Raw genomic sequence first — 25,623 nt, forward strand, 5'->3', positions numbered from 1 at the left:
CGCCGCCGCCGCCGCCACCGGACGTACCCGATCTCGACGAGGCCGGGGCGGTTGTGGACGGACGCTCGCTCACGACGCGCGAACGGATGGAGGTCCACCGGGCCAACCCTACGTGCAATTCGTGCCACCGATTCATCGATCCGATCGGGCTCGCGCTCGACAACTTCGATGTTTCCGGGAAGTGGAGGATCCGTGAGAACGGCCAACCGCTCGACACGCGCGGTGAGTTATATGACGGCACGCCGGTCACGTCGCCGGCGGACCTGCGGGCCGCGCTGCTCGCACGCCCCATTCCGCTCGTGCGTGCTTTCACGGAAAATCTGATGGCCTACGCGCTGGGTCGCCGCGTCGAGTATTTTGATCAGCCGACTGTGCGCCGGATTGCCGCCGCCGCAGCGGCCGACGGATACCGGATGTCGTCGTTCGTCCGCGGTGTGATCGCGAGTGACGCGTTCCGGATGCAGGTTGCAGGAAGTGGCGTGAAGGCGAGTGCCGACCTCGAAGGACAGCCAGGAGCCAGGTGAGATGAATCTGATCAGTGGTGTGCACCTCCCAAGGCGGACGTTCCTCCGCGGGGTCGGGGCGTCGGTGGCGCTTCCGTTTCTCGATGCGATGGAGCCCGCCGGGCGTGTATGGTCCAGGGCGGCCCGTGCAAGCGATCCGACCCGACTCGTCGCAATCGAGATCGTCCACGGAGCTGCGGGGAGCAACGCCTGGGGCGCGAGCCAGAACCTGTGGTCCCCCGCGGCCGAAGGCAGAGACTTCGATCTCACACCCAGCGCGCTTTCCCCGCTCGAGTCCTACCGGAAGGCCCTCACGATCATCAGCAACACCGACGTGCGCATGGCCGAGGCGGCTCAGGCCCCGGAGATCGGTGGTGATCACTTTCGTTCGAGCGCCGTATTCCTCACTCAGTCGCACCCCAAACAGACCGAGAGTTCCGACGTCCACGTCGGCACCTCGCTCGATCAGATCTACGCTCGCCGTTTCGGGCAAGACACGCCGATTCCCTCCATGCAACTCTGCATCGAGAACGTAGACCAGGCTGGTGGATGCGCGTACGGCTACGCTTGCGCCTACACGGACACGATCAGTTGGGCGTCTCCGAGCGATCCGCTCCCGATGATCCGCGATCCGCGAGTCGCCTTCGATCAGCTGTTCGGCGCGGGGGGGACCGCTAGGGAACGGGCTCGCCGTCGCAATACGACGGTCAGCATTCTCGACTGGATCACTTCAGATATCGCGCGCCTCAAGCGCGAGCTCGGCGCGCAGGACATGGAGCGCCTCGACCGCTACCTGGACAATGTTCGGGAGTTGGAGAGGCGCATTCAGGCCGTCGAGTCCCAGAACGCGAGTGGTGAGCCCCGCGAACTGCCGACCGCGCCGGCCGGCGTCCCGGACTCGTTCAGTGATCACGTCAAGCTGATGTTCGATCTTCAGGCACTCGCGTTCGCCTCCGACATGACGCGGGTGTTCTCATTCAAGCTCGGGCGTGACGCATCGTCTCGCGTTTACCCGGAAAGTGGCACTGACACCGGATTCCACCCCGCGTCGCACCACGGCGGTCGGGAGCAAGCGGTGGTCGACTTTGCGAAGATCAACCAGTATCACGTGAGCCTGTTGCCGTACTTCCTGGAGAAGCTCGAGGGACTCGCCGAGGGTGACTCGAACCTCCTTGAAAAGACGATGATCCTCTACGGTTCGCCGATGGCGGATGGAAACCTCCACAACCATCGTCGCTGCCCACTCATCGTTCTGGGCGGCGCGAAGGGGCGCTTGCGCGGCGAATCGCACGTGCGTGCGCCCGACGAGACACCAATGGCCAACGCGCTCCTCGGCCTGATGCACACGCTTGGAATGGACGACCTCGAGTCCTTCGGAGACAGCACCGGCGTGCTGCCGCTGAGCTGATGAGATCCGCCGCTTTATTGGCCCTGTTGGGTCTGGCGTTTCTCGGCGCGGCGCTCCCTGAGTCACCGGTCGCGGACGCCGCGATGCGCGGTGACGTCGTTGAAGTGCGGGCGCTCCTCGCTCGCGGGGCGGAGGTAGACGCCGCGCAGGGGGACGGCATGACCGGTCTCCACTGGGCTGCCGACCGTGGCGACGCCGAACTCACCGCCGTCCTTCTCGCCGCCGGTGCGCACACCACCGCAGTGACGCGACTGGCGGCCTACACCCCGGTCCATCTCGCGGCGCGTAGCGGTCACGCGGGCGTCGTCGATGCGCTCCTCGCAGCCGGTGCCGATCCCGCGGCGGTTACGACCTCTGGGCAGGCGACCGCACTCCACTTTGCTGCAGCCGCGGGAAGCGCCCCGGCCGTAGGGGCCCTGGTGAAGGCCGGGGCCGACCCGAATGCTCGGGAGACCTCGTGGGGACAAACACCCCTCATGTTCGCTGCTGCTGCGGGGCAGGTGGTCGCTGTACGGGCGTTGCTCGCCGAAGGCGCCGACCCATGGCTCACGGCACGCGTGATCGACATGGAGAAGAGGGATGCGGCCGATCAGGCCGATCAGTCTCGCCGTAATCGCCGCATCGAGGCTCAGCGCGCTGGCGTGCCGTTCGCCGAGCTCCCAGAGGGACCGACGTCCCAGAACGTGAACGAAGCTCAGCGCGACCGTGTCGCCCAACCGATATCGCGGGCTAAAAGACTCGGGCCCTACGGGGGACTCAGCGCGCTCCTCATGGCCGTGCGTGACGGCCACGCGGAAGTCGCTGCTGCGCTCCTTCAGGGAGGTGCCGATGTAGATCAGCCGAGTGCCGGCGATCGTACCACGCCACTCTTGATGGCCTCGATCAACGGGCACTTCGACCTCGCGATGCGACTCTTGGAAGCTGGGGCCGACGCGAACGCCTCGAGCATCGCGGGCGCCACCCCTCTCTACGTTACCGTGAATGCGCAGTGGATTCCCCGGTCACGGCATCCTCAGCCGGCAGCTCGGCTACAGCAGGCCGTGACGTATCTGGAGTTGATGAGCGCGCTTCTGGAGGCCGGCGCCGATCCGAACCGACGACTCGAGATGTCGCTTTGGTTCACCACCTTCGGGGACGACTACCTCGGTGTGGACCGGATGGGTGCGACGCCCTTCTGGCGGGCGGCGTACGCGCTCGATATCGACGCGATGAAGCTCCTGCTCGCGCATGGTGCGGATCCCAATATTCCGACGCTCAAGCCGGCCGGCCGCAGCCGCGGCCGACCTGTCGGGGCTGACGAGTCAGGACTGCCTCCAGTGCCGGTCGGCGGTCCCGGTGTCTGGCCGATCCATGCCGCTTCGGGTGTAGGGTACGGGGAGGGTTTCGCGGCCAACATCCACGAACATGTGCCCGAAGGCTGGCTGGCTTCGGTGAGGTTCCTGGTAGAAGAGGTCGGCGTAGATGTGAACGCGCGGGACTTCAAGGGCTTCAACGCCATCCACCACGCGGCGGCGCGCGGCGATGACGAGTTAATCATGTACCTCGTCGGAGAAGGCGTCGACGTGACGGCGGTCGCTAGGAGTGGTCAGACCACCGCCGACATGGCGAACGGGCCGGTCCAGCGTATTTCGCCGTTCCTTGGGACCGTAGCGCTACTCGAAAGCCTCGGATCGAAGAATAATCACAGGTGCGTCGGCTGCTAGACTACCCGCCGACGAGCCCGCCGAGCCAATAGCTCGCCTTGATCGCGAAATAGTTGCTCCCCGTAGCGCTCAACGCGCGGAATGGATCGTCGAGGCCGACCCGGTTCCCGATCGCCTCGGTGTCGCTGCGATCCTGCTGCCACACTAGGTAAAGGGTGCTTCCAGGGCGCCACTCCCACTGCAGCACCATCGTGCTCCGAAACGACTTCACGTTGAAGTCACGGTTCGGAATTACGAACGAGTCGGCTCCGTCTACCACGGTGCGCGCGCCGGTTCCGGGGGCGCTGATGGTGGTGCCGTCGGTCCCGTAGGTGCGTAGGAATCGGCTGCCGGCGGCTTCGAGCTCGCCGAAGTTGTAGTATCGCCCGCTCGCGGCGAAGGGCTGGGCGTAGAGTTCAAGATTCACATCGGGCTTGAGCGTGAAGCTGAGCCGCGTCTCCATCGCGAACGTGGTGCGGTCGGTGAACGCGAAGAGGTATCGGCTTCCATAGGTCGCTGGCCCGCCACCGCCGCGTACCGATACGTACTGCCTGGGATTGATCTCGTGGTCATAGGAAGGAGACAGCGACACCTGCCAACGTGGGCTCGGCACCATCGACACCCTGCCGTTGACGCCCTCGGTTCGCCGACCGAGGTCGTCACGTCCGTAGTCGAGCTTGAGCGTCCACCGGGTCTGAGACGAAGCTCGGTTGCCGAGGTTGAGCGAAGAGGTCCACCCGAACGGCGTTCCCATGGACGGACCACCCCGTGTCAGGCGTTGGCTTTGTGCCGGTAAGCTGAAGCGCGCCGAGAGCCGGGTCGTCCAGAAGTTGGTCCATGTGAACGAGGCCGAGGGCGCGAGAAACGTCGACTGGTGCTCGTAGGCGAAGTTCCACTCCGACGTGTCGCTGAAGTCGAACCGATAGTTGCGGAATAACCTGCCAGGGGTCAACTCGCGGTACGTGATCGAAGGACGCAGTTGCAGCCCATCTCCAGTGACGAGGCGGCCCAGGTTGTTGAACTCTCCCTCAGGGGACTCTAGGTCGGCAGTGATGTTCCAGAGCCAGTGCCGTCCGCTGATCTTCTCGGCTTGAACGGTTGCCTTGGCACCCACCATGCTCGTTCGCTCAGGATCCACGCGGACGTGCGTGGCATCCGGCCTCTGGAAATACCGCGAACTGTTCCGTTGCAGCCGAGTGATCGCCTCTTTTTCTCCACCGACGTAGGTGAGGCCCCCGCTTATCGACAACTCGTGCGTCGCGTCGGCGAGCCGGAGGAAGGTGTTTCCGTTCACCGTCACCGAGTTCTGCACGAGGGATGAAGCAAGCGGATCATCCGCCGCGAGGTCCCGATGAACACCCGTGACCATCACGCCCGCCGATGACCCGTCGGGACCGAATTCCTGCTGGACTCGAGCGCTGCCATATGCGGTGCGGGGCGCGACCACCACCTCGTCGAAGGCCTGGGACCCGACATCGTAGGTCTTTGCGGACTCTTGTCCCGTGACCGCGGCGAGCACCCCGATGAGTGTTCCCGAAGGGAGGCGGCCCGTGACCTTCGCCGCGCCGATGATCGTAGAGGTATTCGGTCGGTCCACGAAATCGCCCTGGGCCGAGCCTGGGGGTGCGGCCCCGATGCGCCTGGAGTAAAAATAGTTGTTCACGGGACCGTTGATGAGCGCGTTCCCCTCGGTGAAGAAGGGCCGCCGCTCTGGGAGGAGCGTTTCTGCGTCGGTCAGGTTCACGACTGCGGGATCCGCCTCCACCTGCCCGAAGTCCGGTGTGATCGTGGCGTCGAGCGTCAGGTTCGGACCGACCCCCATCTTGAGATCGAGACCGATCCGACCTCGCAGGTTCACACCGTCGTCAAAGGGGTTCGCGCGGTCCCGGTCGCCGTTGCGGCTCGAACCCGCAGTCGCGTATGGGCGGAGTTCGACGCGCCGCCCGAGGTCCTCCGTCCGAACGCCGCGCAGTTCACCGAAGCGAGACGCCCACGCGCGCTCGGTCCGGGGGACCGCGATCCAGTAGTCCGACTCGTTCTTCGAGGGGATCGAGCGCTCCATATTCAGACCCCACGCCTGTTCCCCCAAGGCGCTGTAGCGGAGCTGAGAGAGCGGGATCCACATCTCGGCGGTCCACCCCGTGTCATCGGTCGTAACGCTCGCCCTCCAGACCGGATCGAAGCCGCGATCGACCTCGCTCTCGCTATCGCTTCCGTGAAAGTGGTCGAGGCGCACACCGGCCGCGGTGACTCCGAACGAATATGCGGTGCGGCGGTCGAGGTGCGTGTCCAGAGAGACGAGGAGGTATTCGGCGAGGTCTCCCGCGTCGCGTCGCCCCAGAGGCGCCTGAATCGCCGCCCGCCCACCACTACTGAACATCCGTGCCCCGACGTACAGAGCTTCGTCGTCGAACGCGAAGCGGACCTCCGTTCGCTCGGTGGGATCCGCACCCTCGACGGGCTCCTTCTGTGTGAAGTCCGCCACAGGGGGGATCTGCGCCCAGAATACTTCGTCCAGCCGTCCGTCAACGCGTATGCTCCCCGGGGGGACTGCGACTGCGACAGCCCGCTTGAGCGACATGCCCGGGACTCCTAGGCTCGGCTCCTGAGCGCTTGCCAGCCCGGCCCCACCGAGGAGACCGATCAGGTTCGCCGCGGCCACCCATTTGGCCAGCGTCGGAAACACCCTTCGACGAGTCATGGACTCGCCCGTGGTCGGGCGTTCCAGTTAGGGCCCAACCCGGTCCAAATCACCCACCGCCATCGGTGCAGGCCAGGAAGCGCTTGAATTACCAACCCTTGGTGGCTTGTAGCTGGCCCCGACCGGGTAGGCCACACGTCGCAGGCCAGCTCCGTCTTGGACGGGCGAGTCCACAGCAAAAGCGAGCAACCAGTTCATGCGCGAGTCCAACGAGAGGGGTCAGGCCGACCTGAGACGGGTCAATATGCGAGTGTCTATGGCGGACCAACAGGCCGAGCGGGTGTGCTCACTGTGGTCGTCAAGGAAAGGGCCTACCTGCTCATAATCGGGCTCGTGATCGGGTCGGTGGGTTCCGTCTTCGCCTCGAGCGTCCTGTCGCGACGGATCTTCGGCGTGAGCCCCAACGACCCGGTCACCCTGACCACAGTCATGCTCCTCATGAGTGGCGTGGGGATCATCGCCGCCTGGGTGCCCGCAGCGCGCGCGTCGAGCGTTCATCTCGTCGAAGCGCGTCGGCAGGACGGACCCTACTCGCCCCGCCCCCGTCGCGGTGGCGCCTTGATCGCCTCGTACTGCTGCATGGCTGCCACGACTTTGAATGTGACGACCATCCGTCCGATCTCGGGTGTTGCCAGGGTGGGATCACCGGTCACGCCGGCGTCGGGCCGCCCGCCCAAACGGTATCGGCGGTCCTTTCGCACGCCTTCCGCAAACACGTACATCACCGCCGACGTGTCTGTGATGCCCGCGTGGCTTCCGATCGTCTCCATGTCGTAACCGTATGCGGCCTTGAGCCAGGCTCGGGAATATTCTTGCCCCTTCTGGTAGTAGTCTGTGAGCGCGAAGACCTTCGTCGCTCCGCCGGCCCACTCGGTGTTGAGCCTGCCGGCTACCTCGGCCATTCCGGGCTGGTCTCCACCGCTGTCGGCGATGAAGATGATCTCGGTGAAGCCGTGTGATGCCAGGCTCCGGGCTGCGGCCTCGAGAAGGTTGTTGTAGCTCGGCGAAGGGTTGGTGATCACACCGGGCTTGTCACCGAAGCCGTCCGCCTCATAGCTGCCCTCGGGAACCCAGGCGACGGTCGGGGCGACGAGCGCATCTCCGAGTTGTCTCGCCATCAAAGCCGCGGCGAAGGTAACGACGTAGTTGTGCTTGCCCATGACCATGTGGGGCCCGTTCTGCTCGGTCCCGCCGATCGGCACGATGACCTTGGTCGTGCCTGCGGCCATCGCGTCGCGGATCTCCGTCCACGTCATCTGCTCGATGTAGGGGTCACCGGTCGTTTGGGCGTTGAGCCCGCCGGAAATGAGAAGGACCGAGGCGAGCGCGAAAGAGAGTTGTCTGATGTCCATGATCATCCGCCTAGCGGGTTCCGACGCTGGCACGGATCTGTGCCAGAGCGTTGTCGATCTTGATTCGAAGCTGTGCCTCGCCCAGCGCGGCGGTAGCGAGCGACGGATCGCCGCTCACCCCCGACCCCGCAAAACCGCCGTTGGGCACGGCCTTGTCCATGCGCACGTGGTGCGGGTTCACGAACAACATCTGCGAAGTGTCGATCAGCCCCGCGTGGGTGCCGATCTGGGCATCGGCGAAGCCCAGAGCCCTTAGGTATGCGTTGATGTCGTCGTTGCTCTTCGCGTAGTAGTCACCGATGAAGTGCGCGCGTATGCCGGTGTCGGCCCACTCGTGGTTGAGTTGATCGGTCACGGCGCTCATGCCGCGTTGGTTCCCACCCGAGTCGCCGATGAAGACGATGTCGGTGAAGCCCCCGGTAGCGTGACTCTTCGCGGTATGGATCAGCAGGTCACGAAACCACTCCTCGGGCAGCGTGATCGTCCCGGGCATGCGCATGTGACCGGTCGGTTGTTCTCCCCAGTTGCCTTCGGGCACATAGGTCATGATGGGCGACACCAGCGCGTTACCGAGCACGCGGGCCACCTCGTTCATGGTGTACTCCATGACGTACTTGTGCTCGCCCATCACCATGTGCGGACCTTTCTGCTCGGTCCCGGCGGTCGGAATGATGATCGTCGTCTTACCCGCGGCGATGTCGTCACGGATCTCCTCCCACGTAAGAGCTTCGATGAACACTGAATTGGGGGGAGCCTGGGAGAGCAGCAGGGCGGGGGCGACGGCGAGCGCGCCGACGGCCAGAAGCCAACTTCTTTTCATGGACTTCATCTCCAGAGCAAAACGTGAGGGCTCAGACGTCTGTATACTAATCCACGATGGGCCGCCGGCGCACCGTGATCTGCGTGAGTCCCGCTGCGGCGAGCCGGCGATTCAGCACAGGCAGCTCTTCGGCGCGCAGCCGATTCGGTTCGGAAAGGTGAGTGTCGAGCTCGACGGACAGCTCTTCCAGCACCGCCGCATACACCCCGGCAGGCGTTCCATCGCCTCGCTAGAGGTGGCTCCGGAGCCCGGTCAGCCTGTCGTTGAGTTCGATGGGGGACGCGATCTTGTCCGTGGGACCCTGATCGCCGACCTGATAGAGTTCGGCCTCCACCGCGCCGCTCAGCCTCGTGACCGCGGCGACGCAGAAAAGCCGCGACAAACACCGGGCCTATGGAGCCCCCCCCTCATTTTCTCATTTCCCTTTGTTGTTTCTGAACGGATCTGTCGATCGCGTCAGCGTAGGGGTTGAAGGGTTATTGGAACGCACCAGGAATGTGAGCATTGACGCTTCCCAGCACGCAGATTAATCCGCCATTGTTCACCTATGGAAGGTGTATACGAACGAAGCTATGGCAGAGAGTTTGGCATTGTACCCAAGCTTGGTTTTCAGGTAATTGAACACAAGATACGAGCAGGCCTCAATCGGATGCTTTGACGGTTCCCGCACCCAGGGCCTGCTCCATGAAAGAGGTGTCGATGCTGAATCCTTTCTCCCCGAATCCACCGGATGTTCTGCTACGCCTGCCGGATCAACTCGATCGTCTTGCCTCCCAATCACCACCGCTCTAACCTGCGTTAAACCCTGAGACTGAACCGGATTGTTTCATATATGTTCACCTCTGGTCTCGGGGAATGATGACCATGAGAGGAATCAACCGAGGTGTGAGTGATGGCATTGTCGGACTGGATGGCAGACTATCAGAATAGGCGGTTGGCGGAGCTTCACTTGCCCGGAAGTCATGACGCGGGAACGGTCAAGGGCTTCGTTGACCTAACGCGTTTGGGGACGGTCTCTAATGCGGTGACACAAAATCTGACGATCACCCAGCAGTTGGCGGCGGGAACCAGATTTTTTGATCTCCGACTGGCATCGAAATCGACTGGGGAAGTTGTTCCTCATCATACGACGGCGGGGCAGGGCGCGTATGGCAGTCTCTCCGTCGACAGAACATTGGAATCAGCAGCCCTGTGGTGCTCGGTACATCGAACTGAAGTTGCGATCTTCCGGATATCCCACACGAGTCTGGACACAAGGGCGCATGAAATTGTGAAGAGAAGTGGGATGGGGTCCCTGCATACGGGCAACGGAAATCTGGCTACAAAGACGCTGGCTGAGATCACTAGAGCGGGTGGCGGGATGGTGTGCATCTTCGATGAAGAGAGCTTTGCCGGTGTGATCAATCAGGGGGAAGGAATTCACAGCTTCTCGAAGCACAAGAAAAAGCCAGTTAATGATCAAGGGCTCAGCATCTGCGGCGTCTATGAAGGGACGCATACGCTGGATACGGTGATCGGCAACGGATTGCGTGGACAATATGAGCACAATGTTGACCACTTCGAGGGAATCCGTTCACACCTCTGGCAACTCTACTGGCAGAAGACGTACCTGAACCCAGCGTCACGGACGGGGATCGAATCCGGAGCAACAAAGGCCTTCTCGCAGTCCGGCGGGAAGGCTCACGGCGGGACCCATGCCGCGACGGATCATATGATCCAACTGATGACCACACGTGCAGGCGCTGAGGGCGAAGATTACACACTCCAAAAGGAAAAGTCGCACCGGGAGGGTTTCTTCAGGAAGAAAGTGGTCGACAAGCAGAAGGTGTTGATGTCGACTCGTCCTGCGAGAAATTTTATGCTGCCAAACATCTTCAGCTACGACTTCGTCAACGTGGTGCAGAATCAGAAAATCGTCGACCTGAATCGACCCTGAGCTGAGTCGACACGACCTGATCGCACGTATCGCTCGGTACCCGTCCTGCCTGCCCCTGACTGGCGCCCGGACCGTGGCAGAGTTCGAAGAACGCACGCCGGAGACTGAACCGCTCATGCTTCGCTTCCTTAACACGGTGATGCAGGCGTGATCCCCGGGTGGGTGGCGACGCACAAGGCCCGGGTGATCGTCCCGATCGTGTGTTTCCTCCTGCTCACCGCGTTCCAAGTCCGTACCCGCGCGGGGTGGGGCACAGGGTGGAGACCGACCCCACTTCGGGAAGGTCTCCCGACGGCTTCCAACGGGGTCCCAAACCGGAGTTTCACGTTCTGCCGGCTCTTGTATCAGAGCGTGAGACGCGAACCAGGTGGGTATGGGTGGAATACTGACTATCCCGGTTCGGACTACAACTTCGTGCTCCGCATGGAGGAGCTCACCACGACCCGGCCGGCGAAGTGGGCGGATGGAGAACCGGGCTACGCTGTAGTCCGTCCCGACCAGGACGAACTCTACGAGTGCCCCTTCATCTTCATGTCGGATGTGGGCACGCTGGGATTCGATGAAGGCGAAGTGGACCACCTCCGCGACTACCTCCTCAAGGGCGGCTTCATCTGGGTCGACGACTTCTGGGGGAGTAACGCTTGGGATCAATGGGAGAGCCAGATTCGCCGTGTGCTTCCGGATCACTCAATCGTTGACATCGGACCGGATCATACGCTGATGCACACGCTCTATTCCGTAGAGGAGATCCCACAGATTCCCTCCATCCAGTGGTGGCGCAGGAACGGAGGATACGAGACCTCCGAACGTGGCCGAGACAGCGAGACGCCGCACCTGCGGGCCATCTTTGACGAAGAGGGCCGCCCTCTGGTGATCATGACGCACAACACCGATATCGCTGATGGATGGGAACGAGAGGGGGAGGAGGACGACTACTTCTTCGCCTACTCTCCCCAGGCGTACGCCCTCGGTATTAACGTCGTTCTCTACTCACTGACTCACTGACTGCTCACCACGCTCCCACGGATTCACCCTTGGGAGGTGTTCCTAATGGGACGCCTTCTGACGTTTCTTGAGAGCTTCCGTGACGCGGAATCCAAAGAGAACGACGAGGGCCGCCGCAAAGAGAAGCGGAAGTCGCAAATCGGCTTTCACCAGCCAAAAGAAGTGGACAACCCCCAGGATGGCCGCGACATACACACCGCGATGCAGTACAGCCCACCGCTTTCCTAGACGTCGGATCCAGCCCCTGGTCGACGTAAGCGCCAATGGGATGAGGATCACGAACGCACTGAAGCCCACCGTGATATACGGACGCTCTAGAATGTCCTCGACCATCCACTCCCAAACCAAAGTCATATCAAGCCCGGCCCAGATCCCGAAATGGGAGAACGCGTAGAAGAACGCGAACAACCCCATGGGTCGCCGGAGCTTGATGACCGGATTCCATCCTGTCATGCGCCGTAGTGGAGTGATCGACAGGGTGAGCAGCAGCAATATGAGGGCCGTCATCCCGGTGACGTGTGTCAGTTTCTCGATTGGGTTGGCACCCAGCCATTCCTGAAACACACCTGCGATCAGCCACGCCCCAGGCGCCGACGCACCGAGCCATAGCAGGACCTTTAGGAGAAGGACGCTCTTCTTCTGATCCATAGGATGTCTATTCAGCCAAGAGGGCCCGAGGGAGCAGCGACTACTTCCAGCGCTGGAGATCCATGCCGGCGTACATATGGGCGACCTCATCACCGTATCCGTTGAACATCAACGTCCGGCGACGGCGGATCTCACCCAATCGACGTTCCCGAGCCTGCGTCCACCTAGGATGATCGACTTCGGGGTTCACGTTCGCGAAGAAGCCGTACTCGTTGGAGTTCTGTACCTGCCAAGTGTTGACCGGCATCTCCTCCACAAAACGGATGCTCACGATCGACTTGACCCCCTTAAAACCGTACTTCCAAGGAGTGATCAACCTAAGCGGCGCACCGTTTTGGTTGGGCAGGTCCATCCCGTAGACACCGTTGGCCAAAAGGGCCAGCGGATTCATGGCTTCATCCAGGCGTAGCCCTTCGATGTAAGGCCAGTCGAGTATTCCCCTGCGCTGCCCGACCATCTCCTCTGGTCGTACGACGGTCTTGAACTCGAGGTATTTGGCATTCCCCGTGGGTTCGACCCGCCGGACGAGGTCAGCCAGCGGGAAGCCGCGCCACGGGATGACCATGGACCAAGCCTCGACGCACCTTAGTCGATACACTCGGTCCTCAATCGTGTGCGGCGCCAGGAAATCCTCGAGCTGATAGTCACCCGGTTTGTTGACATGCCCGGAGATCGAGACGGTCCAAGGATTCGGATTGAACGGTCCCGAATTTTTTGCCGGATCGCCTTTTGCGGTGCCGAATTCGTAGAAGTTGTTGTACGTCGTGACATCTTCGTACGAGTTCAGATCCTCCCCCAACTCGGATTTCATGTTCTGGAAACGAGCCGGGATTTGTTGGCGAGGACGACCCTCGGCGGCACCGAGCAACTTCGGCGCGAGCGCAAGCGCCGCCGCACCAGCGGCCGCGTCCCTGATGAACCGACGACGGTCGACATAGACGCTCTCCGACGTGATCTCAGATGAGGGCAGATCAGAAGGCTTTCGAACACGGATGATCATGGAGGGTCTCCCGCATGTTGGCTCGTACTTCTCGACTGGGTCGGCCGCTCTCGCACCTGGCCGGAACAATGGACAATATGGGACGGCTCCGGCCCCTCCAACACCCTGTCGGCATCGACCCCGATAATGTTTTCGGGTGTCCAGAAGCCGCAAGGCCGCTTTCTCGCACATACGGGGTGGTCTACTTTTCCTCGCACTGTTCTCCTTGTGAACATGTCCGCGAACCCCCCTTCGGAGTCCCGTATGCCGTCGCCAATCCGACGCCGTCACCGCCCGTGTTCGTTGTCTCTCGCGATCGCGTGTGCGTCTGTCCTGACCCCGGCCACGGCGTCATCTCAGTCGCTGTCGTCGCTTCCTGGCGACTTCTTCGCCTCGGCCGACTATAGACATGTCGGACCGGTCGGGAACCGCGTTAGCGCTGTTGTCGGTGAGCCAGGCAACGGCAACGTTTACTACGTCGGCGCAGCGTCGGGGGGTGTCTTCAAGAGTGAGGACGCGGGTCACTCGTGGCGTCCCGTGTTCGACGGACAGGCAGCCCAGTCCATTGGTGCCCTCGCCGTCGCACCGTCTGACCCCAATGTGGTATGGGCCGGCACCGGTGAGGCGTTCATTCGCTCGAACGTGTCGATAGGAAACGGCGTCTACCGATCGACCGACGGTGGTGAGAGCTGGACCCATATGGGACTCGACGAGACCGGACGCGTGGGGCGAATTGCGATCCACCCCGACAACCCCGACATCGTCTTCGTTGCGGCCACAGGGCATCTCTACGGGCCCCAAGAAGAGCGCGGCCTCTTCAGGACGGAAGACGGAGGAACGACCTGGGAACGCGTGCTGTTCTCCGGCGTGAATTCGGGTGCCGTAGATGTCGTCATGAATCCTGCGAACCCGCGCATCATGTTCGCCGCGACGTGGCAGATGCAGATGTGGACGTGGGGCAGGGAAAGCGGGGGGCCCGAGTCGGGTCTTTGGATGAGCCGCGATGCGGGAGACACGTGGACCCGCCTCGAAGGAAACGGCCTGCCCCGCGGCACGATGGGCAAGATCGGGCTGGGCGTCTCTGCAGATAACCCAGATCGAGTCTTCGCCCTCATCGAGACGAACTCGAACCGCAACTTCGAACCGCTCGATGACCACGAGGGGACGCTATGGAGATCTGATGACGGCGGCGCACGCTGGACCATGGTGAACGCAGACCATGCGCTCGCGCAGCGACCGCTCTACTACTCCCGCATGGCCGTCGCCCCGGACGACGCGGATGAAGTGCACTTCATGTCCACCGTGTACACGAAGTCGTTGGACGGAGGGGTGACCTTCAGTTCGATCTTCGGAGGTGATAACCACGACATGTGGATCGATCCGCTGCTTCCCGATCGTATGATCATCGGAAATGACGGAGGCGTGCGCATCTCCACAAACCGTGGACGGAATTGGTACCAACCGCTGCTGCCCATCGCGCAGATGTACCACGTGTATACCGACACCAAGGTGCCCTACAACCTGTACGGCAATCGACAGGACGGTGCATCGCGTGGCGGGCCCTCGAATTCACTGAGTGGCGGTTCGATTCCCATTAGCGCGTTCAAGTCCGTCGGTGGGTGTGAGTCAGGATTCGCGATTCCGGATACGGTGACGAACGATGTCGTGTGGTCGGGATGCTACGAAGGAATTCTGGACCGCCATCAACCGTCGACAGGCATCACACGTACGGTAAGCGTGTGGCCGGACAACCCCGAGGGATGGAGCGCGGGCGACGTGCAATACCGCTTCCAATGGACGTTCCCGATCGCGATTTCTCCCTATGACGGCGAAACCGTCTACGCCGGGTCGCAGCATGTGCATCGCACGACGAACGGCGGGCAGAGCTGGGACGTGATCAGCCCAGACCTGACCCGTAACGACCTGAGCAAGCAGCAAAAGACAGGTGGACTCACGACGGAGGATGTCAGTCCAACCTACGCATCGGTGCTCTTCGCTATCGCCGAATCGTCCGTGGAACCCGGACTGATTTGGACAGGCTCCAACGACGGCCTGGTCCAAGTGACGCGGGACGGGGGCACGACATGGACCGACGTCACTCCGAACATTCCGGACCTCCCCGAGTGGGGGACAGTGAGCAATGTCGAGCCCTCCCGATTTGCGGGGGGCACGGCGTATATCACCGTCGACTTCCATCAACTCGGGAATACCGACCCCTACGTCTACAGGACGTCAGACTACGGTGCCTCGTGGACCTCGATTAGTGGTGATGTCCCACGCAGCGTCTTCAGCTACGCCCACGTGATCCGCGAGGACCCGACGCGTGCTGGTCTGCTTTACCTGGGAACGGAGAATTCAGTTTTCGCATCCTACAACGACGGAGAGTCTTGGATTTCGCTCCAGGGTGATCTGCCCCATGCACCTGCGCACTGGCTGACGGTACAGCCGCACTTCAACGATCTCGTCATCGCGACGTATGGGCGTGGCTTCTGGATCCTGGACGACATCACGGCAATCCAGCAATTGACGGATGAAGTCCTGGCCAGCTCCGTCCACCTGTTCGAGCCACGACCCGCCTACCGCTTCCTTCCTCGGGAGTCTCCAAACAGCCAGCCCGGTGATCCCGCAGCCGGTGAGAACCCCGACTACGGTGCCTCGATCAACTTCTACCTCGCAGAAGCCGAAGGCGGTGGGACGATCACCATCGAGACCGAAGCAGGTGACCCCGTGCGGACGCTTCGCGCAGGAGGTCTCCAAGCCGGCCTGAACCGGGTCCAGTGGAACCTGCGCTACGATGCTTCTCAGACGCCGCGTCTGCGCACACCGGCCCTCGAACACAGTCACCGTGACGTAGGACCGTCAGGCTGGCGTTCTGCTCCTGACGGTGGTGCCATCCGGCCTTTGGCTGTCCCCGGTCGCTATCGGGTGACGCTTAACATCGCGGGCGAGGAGCAAACGACGTGGCTCGAGGTGCTTCAAGACCCGGCCTCGGATGGCAGCGCCACAGACATGATGGCGCAGCTTGACCTGCACCTGGAGTTAAGAGAGATGAGCGACTCGACCGCGGCTTTGATCGATCGGATCGAGTGGGCACGAAAGGGGCTCATGGACCTCGAGGAGCGCGTACGCGGAGAAGCTCGATACAGTGACGTCGTCGAGGCGGGGGAGGCGCTCGGCCAACTCCTGATGGAACTCGAGATGCGCCTCTTCGACCTGAGGCTCACCGGTGAGAGCGCGCGACAAGATACGATCCGTTGGCCCCGACAACTCTACGCCAAACTCGCGAGTCTGACCGGGTACTCCTCAGGGACAGACGACGCCCCGACGAATCAGGCCAACGAGATTCAAGAGGTTTACCGCCAGTGGCTTGAAGAGAGTTTGGACATGTGGGATGAGCTGTCTGCGGACGAACTGGCTCGATTCAATCGGATGCTCGTCGAGCGGGGGCTGCCTCCTATCGTCTCGGAGCCCTAGCCAGCGGGACTTCCTCAGCGCCGTGTGAACGAGGCCCGCTGGAGCCGTCCGCCCACGTAATGCGACTCCTTAACACTTGGCTCTTTTCCGGTTGCTTTCACCGGTCGCAGTCTTGACGGCGGTGCTGGGCCTCGGAGCGCTCGACCCCGTGGAGGGGAGCGCCCCAGAGATGGAGTCGGAACCGTCCTCGCGAGCGCTGTAGGGTGCGAAGAAGAAGGGACGTAATCGCCTCTCCGTGTGAAGCATCAGCACTATGCTCGGGGCGCCCCTAAAAGATGCTCGCCAGCAGTGCTTCGGCAGCTGCATACCACACGTTATCCGTGACCTCTTGGCCCTCATGCATCCCACCGACCAAGAATACGTTACCACCTGCCACCCCCAAATTCCGATGATCCATACTGGGTAACGGTGGCGCAGCGAGGTGTCGCCATTCGCCAGATGCCGGCGAGTAGGCCAGAACCTGGCGAACCGGATCAGATGGGTTTCCGTCGTACCCGATTCCATTGTAGTTGTAGGGGTTTTCACTCCCGCCCAAGAAGACGGCGAGGGTGCCCACGGTACCACCGGCACCTCTGTAGAGGACTGGCCCAGGATGGTCCCCGAGCGACCGCCACTCGATAGCCCCTGCGCTGAGATCCCCGCGCCACGAACTGCGGTCGATTGCGAATCGCGGATCATCGTCCACCACGGCGGCACCGTCGACGTAGATGACAGAGTTCCCAGCAACGGCTCCCGTGTGGCCGAACACCGGGGTCCCAGGAATCGGGGTCGACGACGTCCACCGGTCCGTGCTTGGGTAGTAAATCTGCACATCGGGGACGTTGCCATCATCATGCCATCCCGAAACGAGAACTACGGCCGTATCCCCCCAAACACCTGCCACCGCATCGTCCGTGGGAAGCGGTATATTCGCGCCTCGGCTCCAGCTATCTGACGCGGGATCATAGACGTTCACATCGGGCACAGATCGCTCCTGCCCGTCCGCGGCCACAGTGTATCCGCCAATCAGGTAGATCAGTCCGTCGATCACCTGTGCTGTCGAAGCCAAGCGTCCGGGGCCTGGCACTTCAGCGACGGTGATCCACGCGTCCGACCCTACGTCCCACCTATAGGCCGCGTTCGTGATGCCGTCCCAGACCTTCGTCGAATCGAGCCCCAGGAAGGAGAAGACGGCGACGCCCAGATCCGATTCTATCGCGGCCACCGCGTTGTTCGTGATGGGCTGTGGCAGGGCCGGACCTGCGCGCCAGACGACACCTTGCCTATTCTCGCGCTCGGACCCCGTCGTATCGGCGCACGCAGCCGACGACGCTAGCAGCGCACACACCGCGATGAAACGCAAAGAAGTCGGGATTAAGCTCGGCACCTGATCTGCCTCTGGTGTGGCGGGAGCGGGAAGGGGTACAGCGGCGAACCTGCCCACCCACAAATGCTGCTGAAACCAATGCCTCGGACGGGGGACAATCTTTAAGCTTTGTTAGGTTTGGGACCAAGCCTCGCCGTCACCGCGCCGGCCACAGCCCTCCCTAGGGCGCTCCCGACACTCGTGCATGTATGCCCCTCGGGTCGGATACCGTGCGGTGGCACAGATGCTTTTGACCGCCGGCGCCAACCCGACGGACACAAACCGCGGAAGTGGGCTGAGCTGACCTAGCGACCACAAACGGCTCGACCACTGGCCGCCGCTTCGAGGATCGAGACCAACTCCGCAACGGTCTCCTGGCCAGCGTTCTCCGCGTACCACTCCATCTTTTGCTTGATGAGGTCAGCGCGGGCGATCTTGCCGTCGTTCGCCAACATCCAATCTTGCAAAGAGATCGGACGCTCGATGAAACACCCCGCCTCTTCATATTCCGAATCCAAAAGAAGCACGGTCGGAGTAGAGGCTCGGCCGTCCGGTGTACGGTGTCCTTCCATCACAGCTCGTCCAGCCGTCGGATCAACGATCCGGACTTCCAAGCCATCGACCTGAGCCGCCAACTCTGCGAGGTAAGGCACGGTGGAGACCGAGTCGGAGCAGGAGTCGATCGCGACCACTAAGAAGTGCCAGGTGCCACCGACCGCACGGGCTCGTTCCACCACGGACATCGCAATCCCTTCTGCCTTCGCCGAATTGCCGTGCCACAGATCTTTCCGACGATTCGCGGCCTCGAGGAACGCTTCGTATCCGATGCCGGCCTGATACAGCTCGCGGTAATTTTCGATCACCTCAGTGGGACCAGGGGCCACACAAATCGAAGGTCCGACGGCGGGGCTGAAGGCGAAAAGCGAAGCGAGCGTCAGAGTAGTGAGCATATCGGGTTCAGAAGCGAGGGAATTAAGAAATCGGACGCCGCAGTTTTCGGCCGAGGAAGTCCAACGACGCCTCGTACGCTGCAAGCCAGTTCTTGTGGAGGAGGAATCCGTGCACTTCGTCGGGGAAGATCAATTGTTCAAAGTCGACCCCGCGTTTTGCAAGGGCCTCCGCAACATCTACGGTTTCACTGAAGGGAACGTTCCGGTCGTCATCCCCGTGGATCAAGAGCACCGGCGAACGCCACCCATCCATGAACGCCATGGGAGACGACTCGTAGGCGACCCGTGAAAACTCGGGGTAGTCCTCGGGCTCATAGGACGGACGGAAGCCGTTGATGACCACGTTCCAATCATGAACCCCGTGGAGATCTACTCCGGCGGCGAAAAGATCGGAAGCGCGGGCTAATCCCAGGGCGGTCAGATAACCACCATAGGATCCACCCCAGAGCCCGATGCGATCCGGATCCACATCGCTTCGCCCTTTCAGGTAGAGGCCCGCACCCAGCACATCCGCGAACTCACTGGCTCCTGTAGCACCGTAGTTCTCGGCTTCGCGGAACTCCATCCCGTATCCGACGCCGGAGCGATAGTTCACGGCCAGGACCACATATCCCGCAGACGCCAACACCTGGTTGAAGGCGTAAGCGTTGTGGTAGTACCCGCGGTGGTGGAAACCCAGGAGCATCTGCCGTCTGGACCCTCCGTGGAAAAAGAGCATGGCGGGATGCTGTTGACCTGGTTCGTGACCCGGCGGCAGGAACAGCTGGCCGTGGATCTGCATGCCGTCCGCGGCTGTGAATACGACCTGTTCGGGTGTGACCAACCGATCTTTTGGGAACGATGAGGACAGTTCTGGGCTGACCCAGTTTCGGTCCCCGTCCACCAGCACCTCCGTATGGGACGGCTCATTCACAGACCCTGCGTGGAACGCGACTGTGCCCGCTCCGGTCACGACCGCACCCCACTCGAGGCCGTCTCCTGGAGTCAAGATCTCCCTCTGGCCCCCGGCCACACGTGTGCGCCAAACGTGTTTGCGGTCGATGTCGCCGTCGTTCGAATCGTAGATCATCGAACGACCATCCGGAGCGAGCGAGGCGAACTGAACTTCAGCAGCTCCAGGCGTCAGATCCATGGCTCGGCCACCTGTGACCGGAACGCTATACAGATGCTTCCAGCCAGTGCCCTCCCACGGAAAGACGATCCTGTCACCCTCACCCCAAAACAACTGGCTCGACGCATTTACTCCACTGAACGCACTACCCACTCCTGGGTCTGCCTTCCAAACCTCGGTCGAGGTCGTGCCCGCCGCGTCTGCCACGTGGATCGAGAAGGGGAGGGCCTCACGCCGCGGTGCGAACATGTGCACGACTCGCTCGTTGGGAATGCGTAGGAACGCAATGCGTCGCCCATCCGGGCTCCACACGGGGTTCCCGTCGTGGTGCACGCTTGGCGCCACATACCGAACCTCAGCACGGTCCCCGTCGTACACCCCCACAAAAGAGTGATCACCCCGATTGCTGACAAAAGCCAAGTCAGAACCATCCGGGGACCACGTCAGCCCGCTGGCTCCACCACGAAGACGCGCCAACCGTCGGGGCTCGGCCCCATCCGCGAGTGGCAACTCCATGAGGTCCCGCCCGCGACTGAAGGCGATCCGGTCACCTCTGGGAGAGAGCGCAAAGCCACCTCCCTCCATGATCTGGGCCGGCACCCCTCCCGCGAACGGGACCAGCCAAATCGCTCGCCCTTCCTCGTCGGGCGTGAAGAGAGGGTCAGGGATCTCGCCCTGGCGATTCGGTGCGCCTCCTCGGACGAAAAGCAGCCGGTCGGCATCGGGCATGAAGACGAGCGAAGCGAGTTCCTGGCCGTCGTCGCCACTATAGTCGGTCAGCTGCCGGCCTTCCCACGATGGGCCTTCAGCGACCCAGATGTTGCGTTCACCTTCTCGATTTTCGAACCACGCGATGCGATCGGCGGTCTGAGAGGCCACCAAGCCCGACGCAAACGAATAGGACATTACGTCGCGGATGGAGAGCGGAGCCTGAGATGCCGCCGGCGTACCAGCCAGGAAGAACACGCCAACGACGAAACCAACCGCCTTCACAAGACGATCCAGCATAAGTGATTCCACGATCTGGGGTTGTGGCTTCCGAATTAGGCGGGCAATCCGTGGCGCGCGACACCGTCTACTGCTTCCACAAAACGGTCGAGCTCAGGCAACGTCGAATAGACGCTCGGGCTCACTCGGATTCCCTGGAACTCGGCATGGTTGATGGACACCGTGATGATCCGGTGTTCACGCCAGAGATAGTCACGTAAGTCGTTGGGCGCGACGCCGACGATTTCAACGTTTGCGATCCCGCAGGCCAGGCCAGGCTTGAGGCTGGTATGGAGTCGCACATTGTCATTCTGAAGAAGCTGTTCGGCCCAGTAATTTCTCAGATAGACCAGTCGCGCGTCCTTCCGGTCCGGGCCGATCCCTTGATGGAACGTCAGAGCTTCCGCAATCGCGAGGTAGTTGGCCGCAGGATGGGTCCCGATCTCTTCGAACTTCCGGATGTCGGTGTCCATCCGCTCCGGCGCGGCCATAAGCGGCCACACCTCCTGGATCTTCTCCTTACGCACGTAGAGCATGCCCGTGCCGTGCGGAGCAAAGAGCCATTTGTGCAGGCTCGTCGAATAGTTGTCGACGTCCAGTTCATCCAATGTGAAGTCGAAGTGCGCAAGCGCGTGCGCACCGTCGATGATCAACGGGATTCCGTGGCGACGTGCCAGAGCGTTCAGTTCGGTGACCGGCAGAATTTGGCCGGTCAAGTTGATCATATGGGACGCCAGGATCGCCTTGGTCTGCGGAGTGATCGCCTGCTCGAACAAGCGGACCACCTCCGCCGGGTCCTCCGCCGGAACCGGAATCTTGATCTGGTTCAGCGTAATGCCTTCCCGTCGCGCCCTCTGCTTGAACGTCGTGATCATCCGACCGTAATCCTGCGTGGTCGTGAGGACCTCGTCGCCCCGATGCAAATCGATGCCCAGTTGCATGGTCTGCAGGCTCTCTGACGCGTTCCTCGTAAAAGCGATCTCTTCGGCGTCCACACCCCACTGCCGGGCCATCCGCTCGCGGACCCCCTCACGTTGAGGCTCAAGGATCTCCCACATCGTGTAGGAGGGGGCGAGGTTTGAGAAATCCAAATGGCGCTTCATGGCATCCTGAACCCAACCGGGTGAAGGACTGACACCGCCATTGTTCAGATTGACCAGGGTCCGGTCCACGGTGAAGGCGCGCGCCACCTCAAACCAAAAATCCTCGTTGCGTGCGATGTCCGCAGCGAGCCCGGGATGCGCCCGGAGTGACGCTGCGACGTCGGTTGCACTGGCACGTAATTCAGACGGCCGAAATCCTACTCCGGCAACTGCTGCGAGGGCAGGAAATGACGCGGCTCCGAGGAATTGACGGCGACTGTGCATCGGGTCCTCCACTATGTGGTCTGAGTTGAGCTCAGGATACGCCCCGCCCGGCCCTGTGTCCAACGACTACTGGGTCGATTCGGTCAACGATCTCATTACTTTCCGTGTTCATCGGGCGAGACACAGGTGCGTGGGTCGGAACATCTGTCGTCGGGTGTCCTAGATGGTTGCGCGCGGCTCAATCCTAAAAAACCCAACTCTGTTCGGAATAGATGCGATTTCTACGTCTCATTCTCGCAGCACTCATTCTGTCAGCGCCGGCCGTGCTTTCGGCCCAGGCGACTCAGGACTCCACTCGTGTGGACTCCACACGAGTGGCACGCCAGTACGATATCAAGGGGCTGACCATCAGCGTGCCGCGGCCTGCCCTCACGACAGGCGGATCGAGTGCTGTCGAAATGCGCTTGGATTCACTGCGTTCGGTGCCCGCCCCGACCATGGAAGACGTCGTGCGCGCGATGCCCCTCCTGGTCATTCGCCAAAACAGCCGCGGAGAGTCTCAGCCCTCTATTCGTGGATCTGAAGAACGGCAAATCGGCATTTTTCTGGACGGAGTGCCGCTCACGGTGGGGTGGGATCACCGGACAGATCTGTCCATCATCCCACTCACCGCGGCGCAGGGGATCCGGCTGATAAGGGGACTCTCGTCCGTGCTCTACGGACCCAACACGCTGGGTGGGGTCATCGAAGTCGATGTTGCCCGAGTCCCAGGCAGCATCGAAAGCGTGAATCCGATGGATGTCGGCATTTCGGTGAACGAATCGGGTGGGACGAACATCGCCGTGGGTGCGGCCCATCTCATAGACCGAGACGAGACCCAGTGGCTGTTTCGGGCCGGGGCTGGCTTCAGTGACCGCCCCGGTTACACCGTGCCCAACGGCGCCTCGGACGACCCGGACATCCGGCCTGAGTTCCTGCGGAACGCAGACGGCCTGCGGCTGAATAGTGACACGAGGAGAATGGACGCCTATTTCGCGGCTCGGGTGCGAGGGGAGGACGGTGGTTGGGCCTCGCTCGCCACGACGGCGTACGACGTCGAACGCGGCGTCCCGCCGGAAGCACATCAGGACGAACCACGCTTCTGGAGGTACCCCGAGCAGACCCGCCTCCTCACAGCACTCTCGTTTGGGACCGGCTCGCGGTCCACGGGGTCGGGCAGGGGCGATGTCGAGGTCAGTCTCGGCATGGACTTAGGCAGCACCCGAATCGACCAATACGATACGGGGGCTTTTCAGTCCGTCGTGGAGCGTGAGGATTCAGACGACCGTAACCTGTCGTTCCGGCTCGAGGGTGAGCACACACTCGGGGACCAGGGAGACTTCCGCGCCTCTGCGACGTACGCGGATGTGAATCACGACGAAGTACTCACGCCAGGAGGGTCAAGCGAATTTCGCCAAAGGCTTTGGAGTCTGGGTGCCGAAACGGAATGGAAGCTCGGGCCGACGGACGGGACCCGCCTGTCGCTCGGAGCGGTGCTCGACGGTGCCGATACCCCGGAGAGCGGGGACAAGCCTCCACTCGCGCGCCTAAATGACTTCGGTGCCCGGATCGGGATTAGTTCGTTGTTGAGCGGGGGCCTCCTCGTGCATGGAGGCGCGAGCCGGCGGGCCCGCTTCCCCTCGCTTCGCGAACTCTATTCAGGCGCCCTCGGGCGCTTCATCCCGAATCCGTCGCTCGAGGCCGAGATCATGTTGGGAGCCGAAGGCGGATTCACAGTCCACACCGGCGATCTCGAGATTCAGGTCGTAGGATTCCATCAGCGGCTCGCAGATGGAATCATTCGGACGACCGTAACTGACGATTCTGGCACACGGCTCTTCAAGCGTGTGAACCAGGACCAGATCCAGAGCACGGGCATCGAGATGCTGGCGATCGGCACCTTGGGGGTCGCGACGATCTCCACGGACCTCACGCTGCAGCACGTGCGTGGAGTGGAGCCCGACGGGACACGAATCGAGCTGGAGTATGAGCCGTCAGTGACAGGGAAGTTCTCTCTGGAGAGCCCCTTGGGGGGCGGTTACAGGGCCGCATCGGACTTCCGCTTCGTAAGCGATCAGCGGTGCGCGAACCCTGAGATTGGGGGGCTACAATCGTTCGGGGCCAGCGGATCGGCTGACTTCTCGCTGCGAAAGATCTTCCAGTTTGGTGGCCGTGGAGCCTTGTCGCGTGTGGACGCCTCTGCGAGCGTGCGGAATGCTACGAACTCGACTTCCTACGATCAGTGCGGTCTTCCACAGCCCGGCCGTACCCTCCAGGTGCAATTCCGCGTCTGGTAGAGGGGGCGTCACATGATCCGAGTGACCTTTCTCGGCACCGCTGCATCTCGTCCCACGGTGGGCCGAAATGTGAGCGCGATCGCCGTCCAGCGAGAAGGTGACCACTACCTCTTCGACTGCGGTGAGGGGACCCAGCGTCAGATGATGCGGTACGGTACCGGCTTCTCAGTTCGAGCCATTTTCGTGACGCATACGCACGCCGATCACTTCCTCGGGATCACTGGACTGCTCCGGACCATGGCGCTGCAGGGCCGCACCGAAACTCTGGACATCTATGGGCCTCCCGGCTCGTCCAGAATTTTGCGGGACGCCGTCGCATTGGGAAATGATCGGGTCGGCTTTCCGGTAGAGGTCCATGAAGCTCCTCCCGGACATGGCTTGGTTCTCGACGAATACAGAATCGAGGCCTTCGAAGTCCAACACGGAACGCGTGCGGTCGGCTGGGCTCTTATTGAAGAGGATCGCCTGGGTCGCTTCGATGTGGAGCTAGCCAGGGAAATGGGCGTACCTGAAGGGCCATCCTTCGGTAAACTCCACAAGGGCGAGGACGTCGAAGTCGACGGCAATACGGTGAGAGCTGCCGACTTGGTCGGCGCCGCGCGGCCGGGCAGGACCGTCGTATACACAGGAGACACGAGACCCGCTGACTCAACCGTTTCTCGCGCGATGGGTGCGGATCTTTTGATCCACGAAGCGACGTTCGAAGAAAAAGAAAAGGACCGCGCCGGAGAGACATTTCATTCTACGGCGGCGGGCGCGGCCGGCATCGCGAAACGAGCTGGAGTCCAACGTCTCGTCGTCACGCACCTATCGGCTCGGTACTCGGACGACTCGTCCCCCCTGAAGGACGAGGCAGTCGAGATCTTTGCGGACTCGAAAGTGGCGAAGGACGGTCTCGTCATCGAGATCCCGTTCCGCACTGAGATGAAGCGCGCCGGCTCGTGACTGCGTTTCTTGCTGATCTCATCAAAGGCCCGACCCCGGAACCGGTTCATGCGGCGCTTCGTCAGCGCTGGGACGTCGGGGGCCTCCTTCACCTGGAGGGTCCGTTTGCCCGCGTCGACGTTCACTGAAGGAAC

General features: G+C 62.0%; 21 protein-coding genes. 9 read left to right on the plus strand and 12 right to left on the minus strand.

Annotated elements, in window-relative coordinates; translation table 11 throughout:
• The 3 genes from P8L30_09985 to P8L30_09995 all read left to right on the plus strand — a co-directional run.
• Nucleotides 1-524 (plus strand): DUF1585 domain-containing protein (locus P8L30_09985; protein MDG2240521.1); only part of this gene is annotated, 524 nt, incomplete at its 5' end.
• Nucleotide 525: 1 nt separating this feature from the next.
• Entirely contained in the window at nucleotides 526-1,911 is a 1,386-nt protein-coding gene (locus P8L30_09990) for a DUF1552 domain-containing protein (protein MDG2240522.1), read from the plus strand.
• Nucleotides 1,911-3,614 carry an ankyrin repeat domain-containing protein gene (locus P8L30_09995; GenBank protein MDG2240523.1) on the plus strand — a complete coding sequence of 568 codons (1,704 nt, stop codon included), beginning with the start codon at nucleotides 1,911-1,913 and terminating at the stop codon, nucleotides 3,612-3,614. Before P8L30_09990 ends, P8L30_09995 begins: the two co-directional genes overlap by 1 nt.
• A gap of 1 nt (nucleotide 3,615) precedes the next feature.
• Here P8L30_09995 and P8L30_10000 read toward each other — a convergent pair whose 3' ends face one another.
• The 6 genes from P8L30_10000 to P8L30_10025 form a co-directional block, all read right to left on the minus strand.
• The gene (locus P8L30_10000; protein ID MDG2240524.1) at nucleotides 3,616-6,294 is read right to left on the minus strand and encodes a DUF5916 domain-containing protein; all 2,679 of its coding nucleotides are present in this window, start codon (nucleotides 6,292-6,294) and stop codon (nucleotides 3,616-3,618) included.
• A gap of 311 nt (nucleotides 6,295-6,605) precedes the next feature.
• Nucleotides 6,606-6,734 (minus strand): hypothetical protein, encoded by a 129-nt coding sequence (locus P8L30_10005; protein ID MDG2240525.1) that lies wholly within the window; start codon nucleotides 6,732-6,734, stop codon nucleotides 6,606-6,608.
• An 87-nt stretch (nucleotides 6,735-6,821) separates the two neighbouring features.
• A complete protein-coding gene (locus P8L30_10010) occupies nucleotides 6,822-7,646 on the minus strand; it encodes a creatininase family protein (GenBank protein ID MDG2240526.1) in 825 nt (274 codons plus the stop codon).
• A gap of 10 nt (nucleotides 7,647-7,656) precedes the next feature.
• The gene (locus P8L30_10015; protein ID MDG2240527.1) at nucleotides 7,657-8,466 is read right to left on the minus strand and encodes a creatininase family protein; all 810 of its coding nucleotides are present in this window, start codon (nucleotides 8,464-8,466) and stop codon (nucleotides 7,657-7,659) included.
• A gap of 46 nt (nucleotides 8,467-8,512) precedes the next feature.
• Nucleotides 8,513-8,671: a hypothetical protein gene (locus P8L30_10020; GenBank protein ID MDG2240528.1), complete on the minus strand. Its 159-nt coding sequence runs from the start codon at nucleotides 8,669-8,671 to the stop codon at nucleotides 8,513-8,515.
• Nucleotides 8,672-8,695: 24 nt separating this feature from the next.
• Complete coding sequence (locus P8L30_10025) at nucleotides 8,696-8,848, minus strand: hypothetical protein (GenBank protein MDG2240529.1); 153 nt, start codon at nucleotides 8,846-8,848, stop codon at nucleotides 8,696-8,698.
• Between the two features lie 507 nt (nucleotides 8,849-9,355).
• Between P8L30_10025 and P8L30_10030 the strand changes: the two genes are divergently transcribed.
• Together P8L30_10030 and P8L30_10035 are read left to right on the plus strand one after the other, a co-directional pair.
• Nucleotides 9,356-10,402 (plus strand): hypothetical protein, encoded by a 1,047-nt coding sequence (locus P8L30_10030; GenBank protein MDG2240530.1) that lies wholly within the window; start codon nucleotides 9,356-9,358, stop codon nucleotides 10,400-10,402.
• Between the two features lie 147 nt (nucleotides 10,403-10,549).
• On the plus strand, nucleotides 10,550-11,407 hold the full coding sequence (locus P8L30_10035) for a DUF4159 domain-containing protein (protein MDG2240531.1): 858 nt from the start codon (nucleotides 10,550-10,552) through the stop codon (nucleotides 11,405-11,407).
• 42 nt (nucleotides 11,408-11,449) lie between these two features.
• Here P8L30_10035 and P8L30_10040 read toward each other — a convergent pair whose 3' ends face one another.
• Both P8L30_10040 and msrP read right to left on the minus strand, forming a co-directional pair.
• Nucleotides 11,450-12,055: a sulfoxide reductase heme-binding subunit YedZ gene (locus tag P8L30_10040; protein MDG2240532.1), complete on the minus strand. Its 606-nt coding sequence runs from the start codon at nucleotides 12,053-12,055 to the stop codon at nucleotides 11,450-11,452.
• A 40-nt stretch (nucleotides 12,056-12,095) separates the two neighbouring features.
• A complete protein-coding gene (gene msrP, locus P8L30_10045) occupies nucleotides 12,096-13,055 on the minus strand; it encodes a protein-methionine-sulfoxide reductase catalytic subunit MsrP (GenBank protein MDG2240533.1) in 960 nt (319 codons plus the stop codon).
• A 243-nt stretch (nucleotides 13,056-13,298) separates the two neighbouring features.
• Between msrP and P8L30_10050 the strand changes: the two genes are divergently transcribed.
• On the plus strand, nucleotides 13,299-16,508 hold the full coding sequence (locus P8L30_10050) for a hypothetical protein (GenBank protein MDG2240534.1): 3,210 nt from the start codon (nucleotides 13,299-13,301) through the stop codon (nucleotides 16,506-16,508).
• A 268-nt stretch (nucleotides 16,509-16,776) separates the two neighbouring features.
• Here the strand turns inward: P8L30_10050 and P8L30_10055 are convergent, their stop codons facing one another.
• From P8L30_10055 to P8L30_10070, 4 genes are all read right to left on the minus strand, one after another.
• The gene (locus P8L30_10055; GenBank protein MDG2240535.1) at nucleotides 16,777-17,874 is read right to left on the minus strand and encodes a hypothetical protein; all 1,098 of its coding nucleotides are present in this window, start codon (nucleotides 17,872-17,874) and stop codon (nucleotides 16,777-16,779) included.
• Between the two features lie 284 nt (nucleotides 17,875-18,158).
• Nucleotides 18,159-18,803, minus strand: a complete 645-nt coding sequence (locus P8L30_10060) for a thioredoxin family protein (protein MDG2240536.1) — start codon at nucleotides 18,801-18,803, stop codon at nucleotides 18,159-18,161.
• A gap of 22 nt (nucleotides 18,804-18,825) precedes the next feature.
• On the minus strand, nucleotides 18,826-20,922 hold the full coding sequence (locus P8L30_10065) for a prolyl oligopeptidase family serine peptidase (GenBank protein ID MDG2240537.1): 2,097 nt from the start codon (nucleotides 20,920-20,922) through the stop codon (nucleotides 18,826-18,828).
• Nucleotides 20,923-20,957: 35 nt separating this feature from the next.
• Nucleotides 20,958-22,268, minus strand: coding sequence for an aminotransferase class V-fold PLP-dependent enzyme (locus P8L30_10070; protein ID MDG2240538.1), 1,311 nt, complete (start codon nucleotides 22,266-22,268; stop codon nucleotides 20,958-20,960).
• Between the two features lie 212 nt (nucleotides 22,269-22,480).
• Between P8L30_10070 and P8L30_10075 the strand changes: the two genes are divergently transcribed.
• The 3 genes from P8L30_10075 to P8L30_10085 are packed head-to-tail and all read left to right on the plus strand — an operon-like array spanning nucleotide 22,481 to nucleotide 25,617.
• Complete coding sequence (locus tag P8L30_10075; GenBank protein MDG2240539.1) at nucleotides 22,481-24,544, plus strand: TonB-dependent receptor; 2,064 nt, start codon at nucleotides 22,481-22,483, stop codon at nucleotides 24,542-24,544.
• A 12-nt stretch (nucleotides 24,545-24,556) separates the two neighbouring features.
• Entirely contained in the window at nucleotides 24,557-25,489 is a 933-nt protein-coding gene (gene rnz, locus P8L30_10080; GenBank protein ID MDG2240540.1) for a ribonuclease Z, read from the plus strand.
• A complete protein-coding gene (locus P8L30_10085; protein ID MDG2240541.1) occupies nucleotides 25,486-25,617 on the plus strand; it encodes a hypothetical protein in 132 nt (43 codons plus the stop codon). Before rnz ends, P8L30_10085 begins: the two co-directional genes overlap by 4 nt.
• The last annotated feature ends 6 nt before the right edge of the window (nucleotides 25,618-25,623 follow it).

Source organism: Longimicrobiales bacterium, from assembly GCA_029245345.1.
In the GTDB taxonomy this organism is placed as follows: Bacteria; Gemmatimonadota; Gemmatimonadetes; order Longimicrobiales; family Gaopeijiaceae; genus CALFPJ01.

What these genes read in the sequence shown, in the direction of transcription:
- P8L30_09990 (MDG2240522.1), top strand. Translation starts at nt 526, where the DNA reads ATGAATCTGATCAGTGGTGTGCACCTCCCAAGGCGGACGTTCCTCCGC.
- P8L30_09995 (MDG2240523.1), top strand. Translation starts at nt 1,911, where the DNA reads ATGAGATCCGCCGCTTTATTGGCCCTGTTGGGTCTGGCGTTTCTCGGC.
- P8L30_10000 (MDG2240524.1), bottom strand. Translation starts at nt 6,294, where the DNA reads ATGACTCGTCGAAGGGTGTTTCCGACGCTGGCCAAATGGGTGGCCGCG.
- P8L30_10005 (MDG2240525.1), bottom strand. Translation starts at nt 6,734, where the DNA reads ATGAGGAGCATGACTGTGGTCAGGGTGACCGGGTCGTTGGGGCTCACG.
- P8L30_10010 (MDG2240526.1), bottom strand. Translation starts at nt 7,646, where the DNA reads ATGGACATCAGACAACTCTCTTTCGCGCTCGCCTCGGTCCTTCTCATT.
- P8L30_10015 (MDG2240527.1), bottom strand. Translation starts at nt 8,466, where the DNA reads ATGAAAAGAAGTTGGCTTCTGGCCGTCGGCGCGCTCGCCGTCGCCCCC.
- P8L30_10040 (MDG2240532.1), bottom strand. Translation starts at nt 12,055, where the DNA reads ATGGATCAGAAGAAGAGCGTCCTTCTCCTAAAGGTCCTGCTATGGCTC.
- msrP (MDG2240533.1), bottom strand. Translation starts at nt 13,055, where the DNA reads ATGATCATCCGTGTTCGAAAGCCTTCTGATCTGCCCTCATCTGAGATC.
- P8L30_10050 (MDG2240534.1), top strand. Translation starts at nt 13,299, where the DNA reads ATGCCGTCGCCAATCCGACGCCGTCACCGCCCGTGTTCGTTGTCTCTC.
- P8L30_10060 (MDG2240536.1), bottom strand. Translation starts at nt 18,803, where the DNA reads ATGCTCACTACTCTGACGCTCGCTTCGCTTTTCGCCTTCAGCCCCGCC.
- P8L30_10065 (MDG2240537.1), bottom strand. Translation starts at nt 20,922, where the DNA reads ATGCTGGATCGTCTTGTGAAGGCGGTTGGTTTCGTCGTTGGCGTGTTC.
- P8L30_10070 (MDG2240538.1), bottom strand. Translation starts at nt 22,268, where the DNA reads ATGCACAGTCGCCGTCAATTCCTCGGAGCCGCGTCATTTCCTGCCCTC.
- P8L30_10075 (MDG2240539.1), top strand. Translation starts at nt 22,481, where the DNA reads ATGCGATTTCTACGTCTCATTCTCGCAGCACTCATTCTGTCAGCGCCG.
- rnz (MDG2240540.1), top strand. Translation starts at nt 24,557, where the DNA reads ATGATCCGAGTGACCTTTCTCGGCACCGCTGCATCTCGTCCCACGGTG.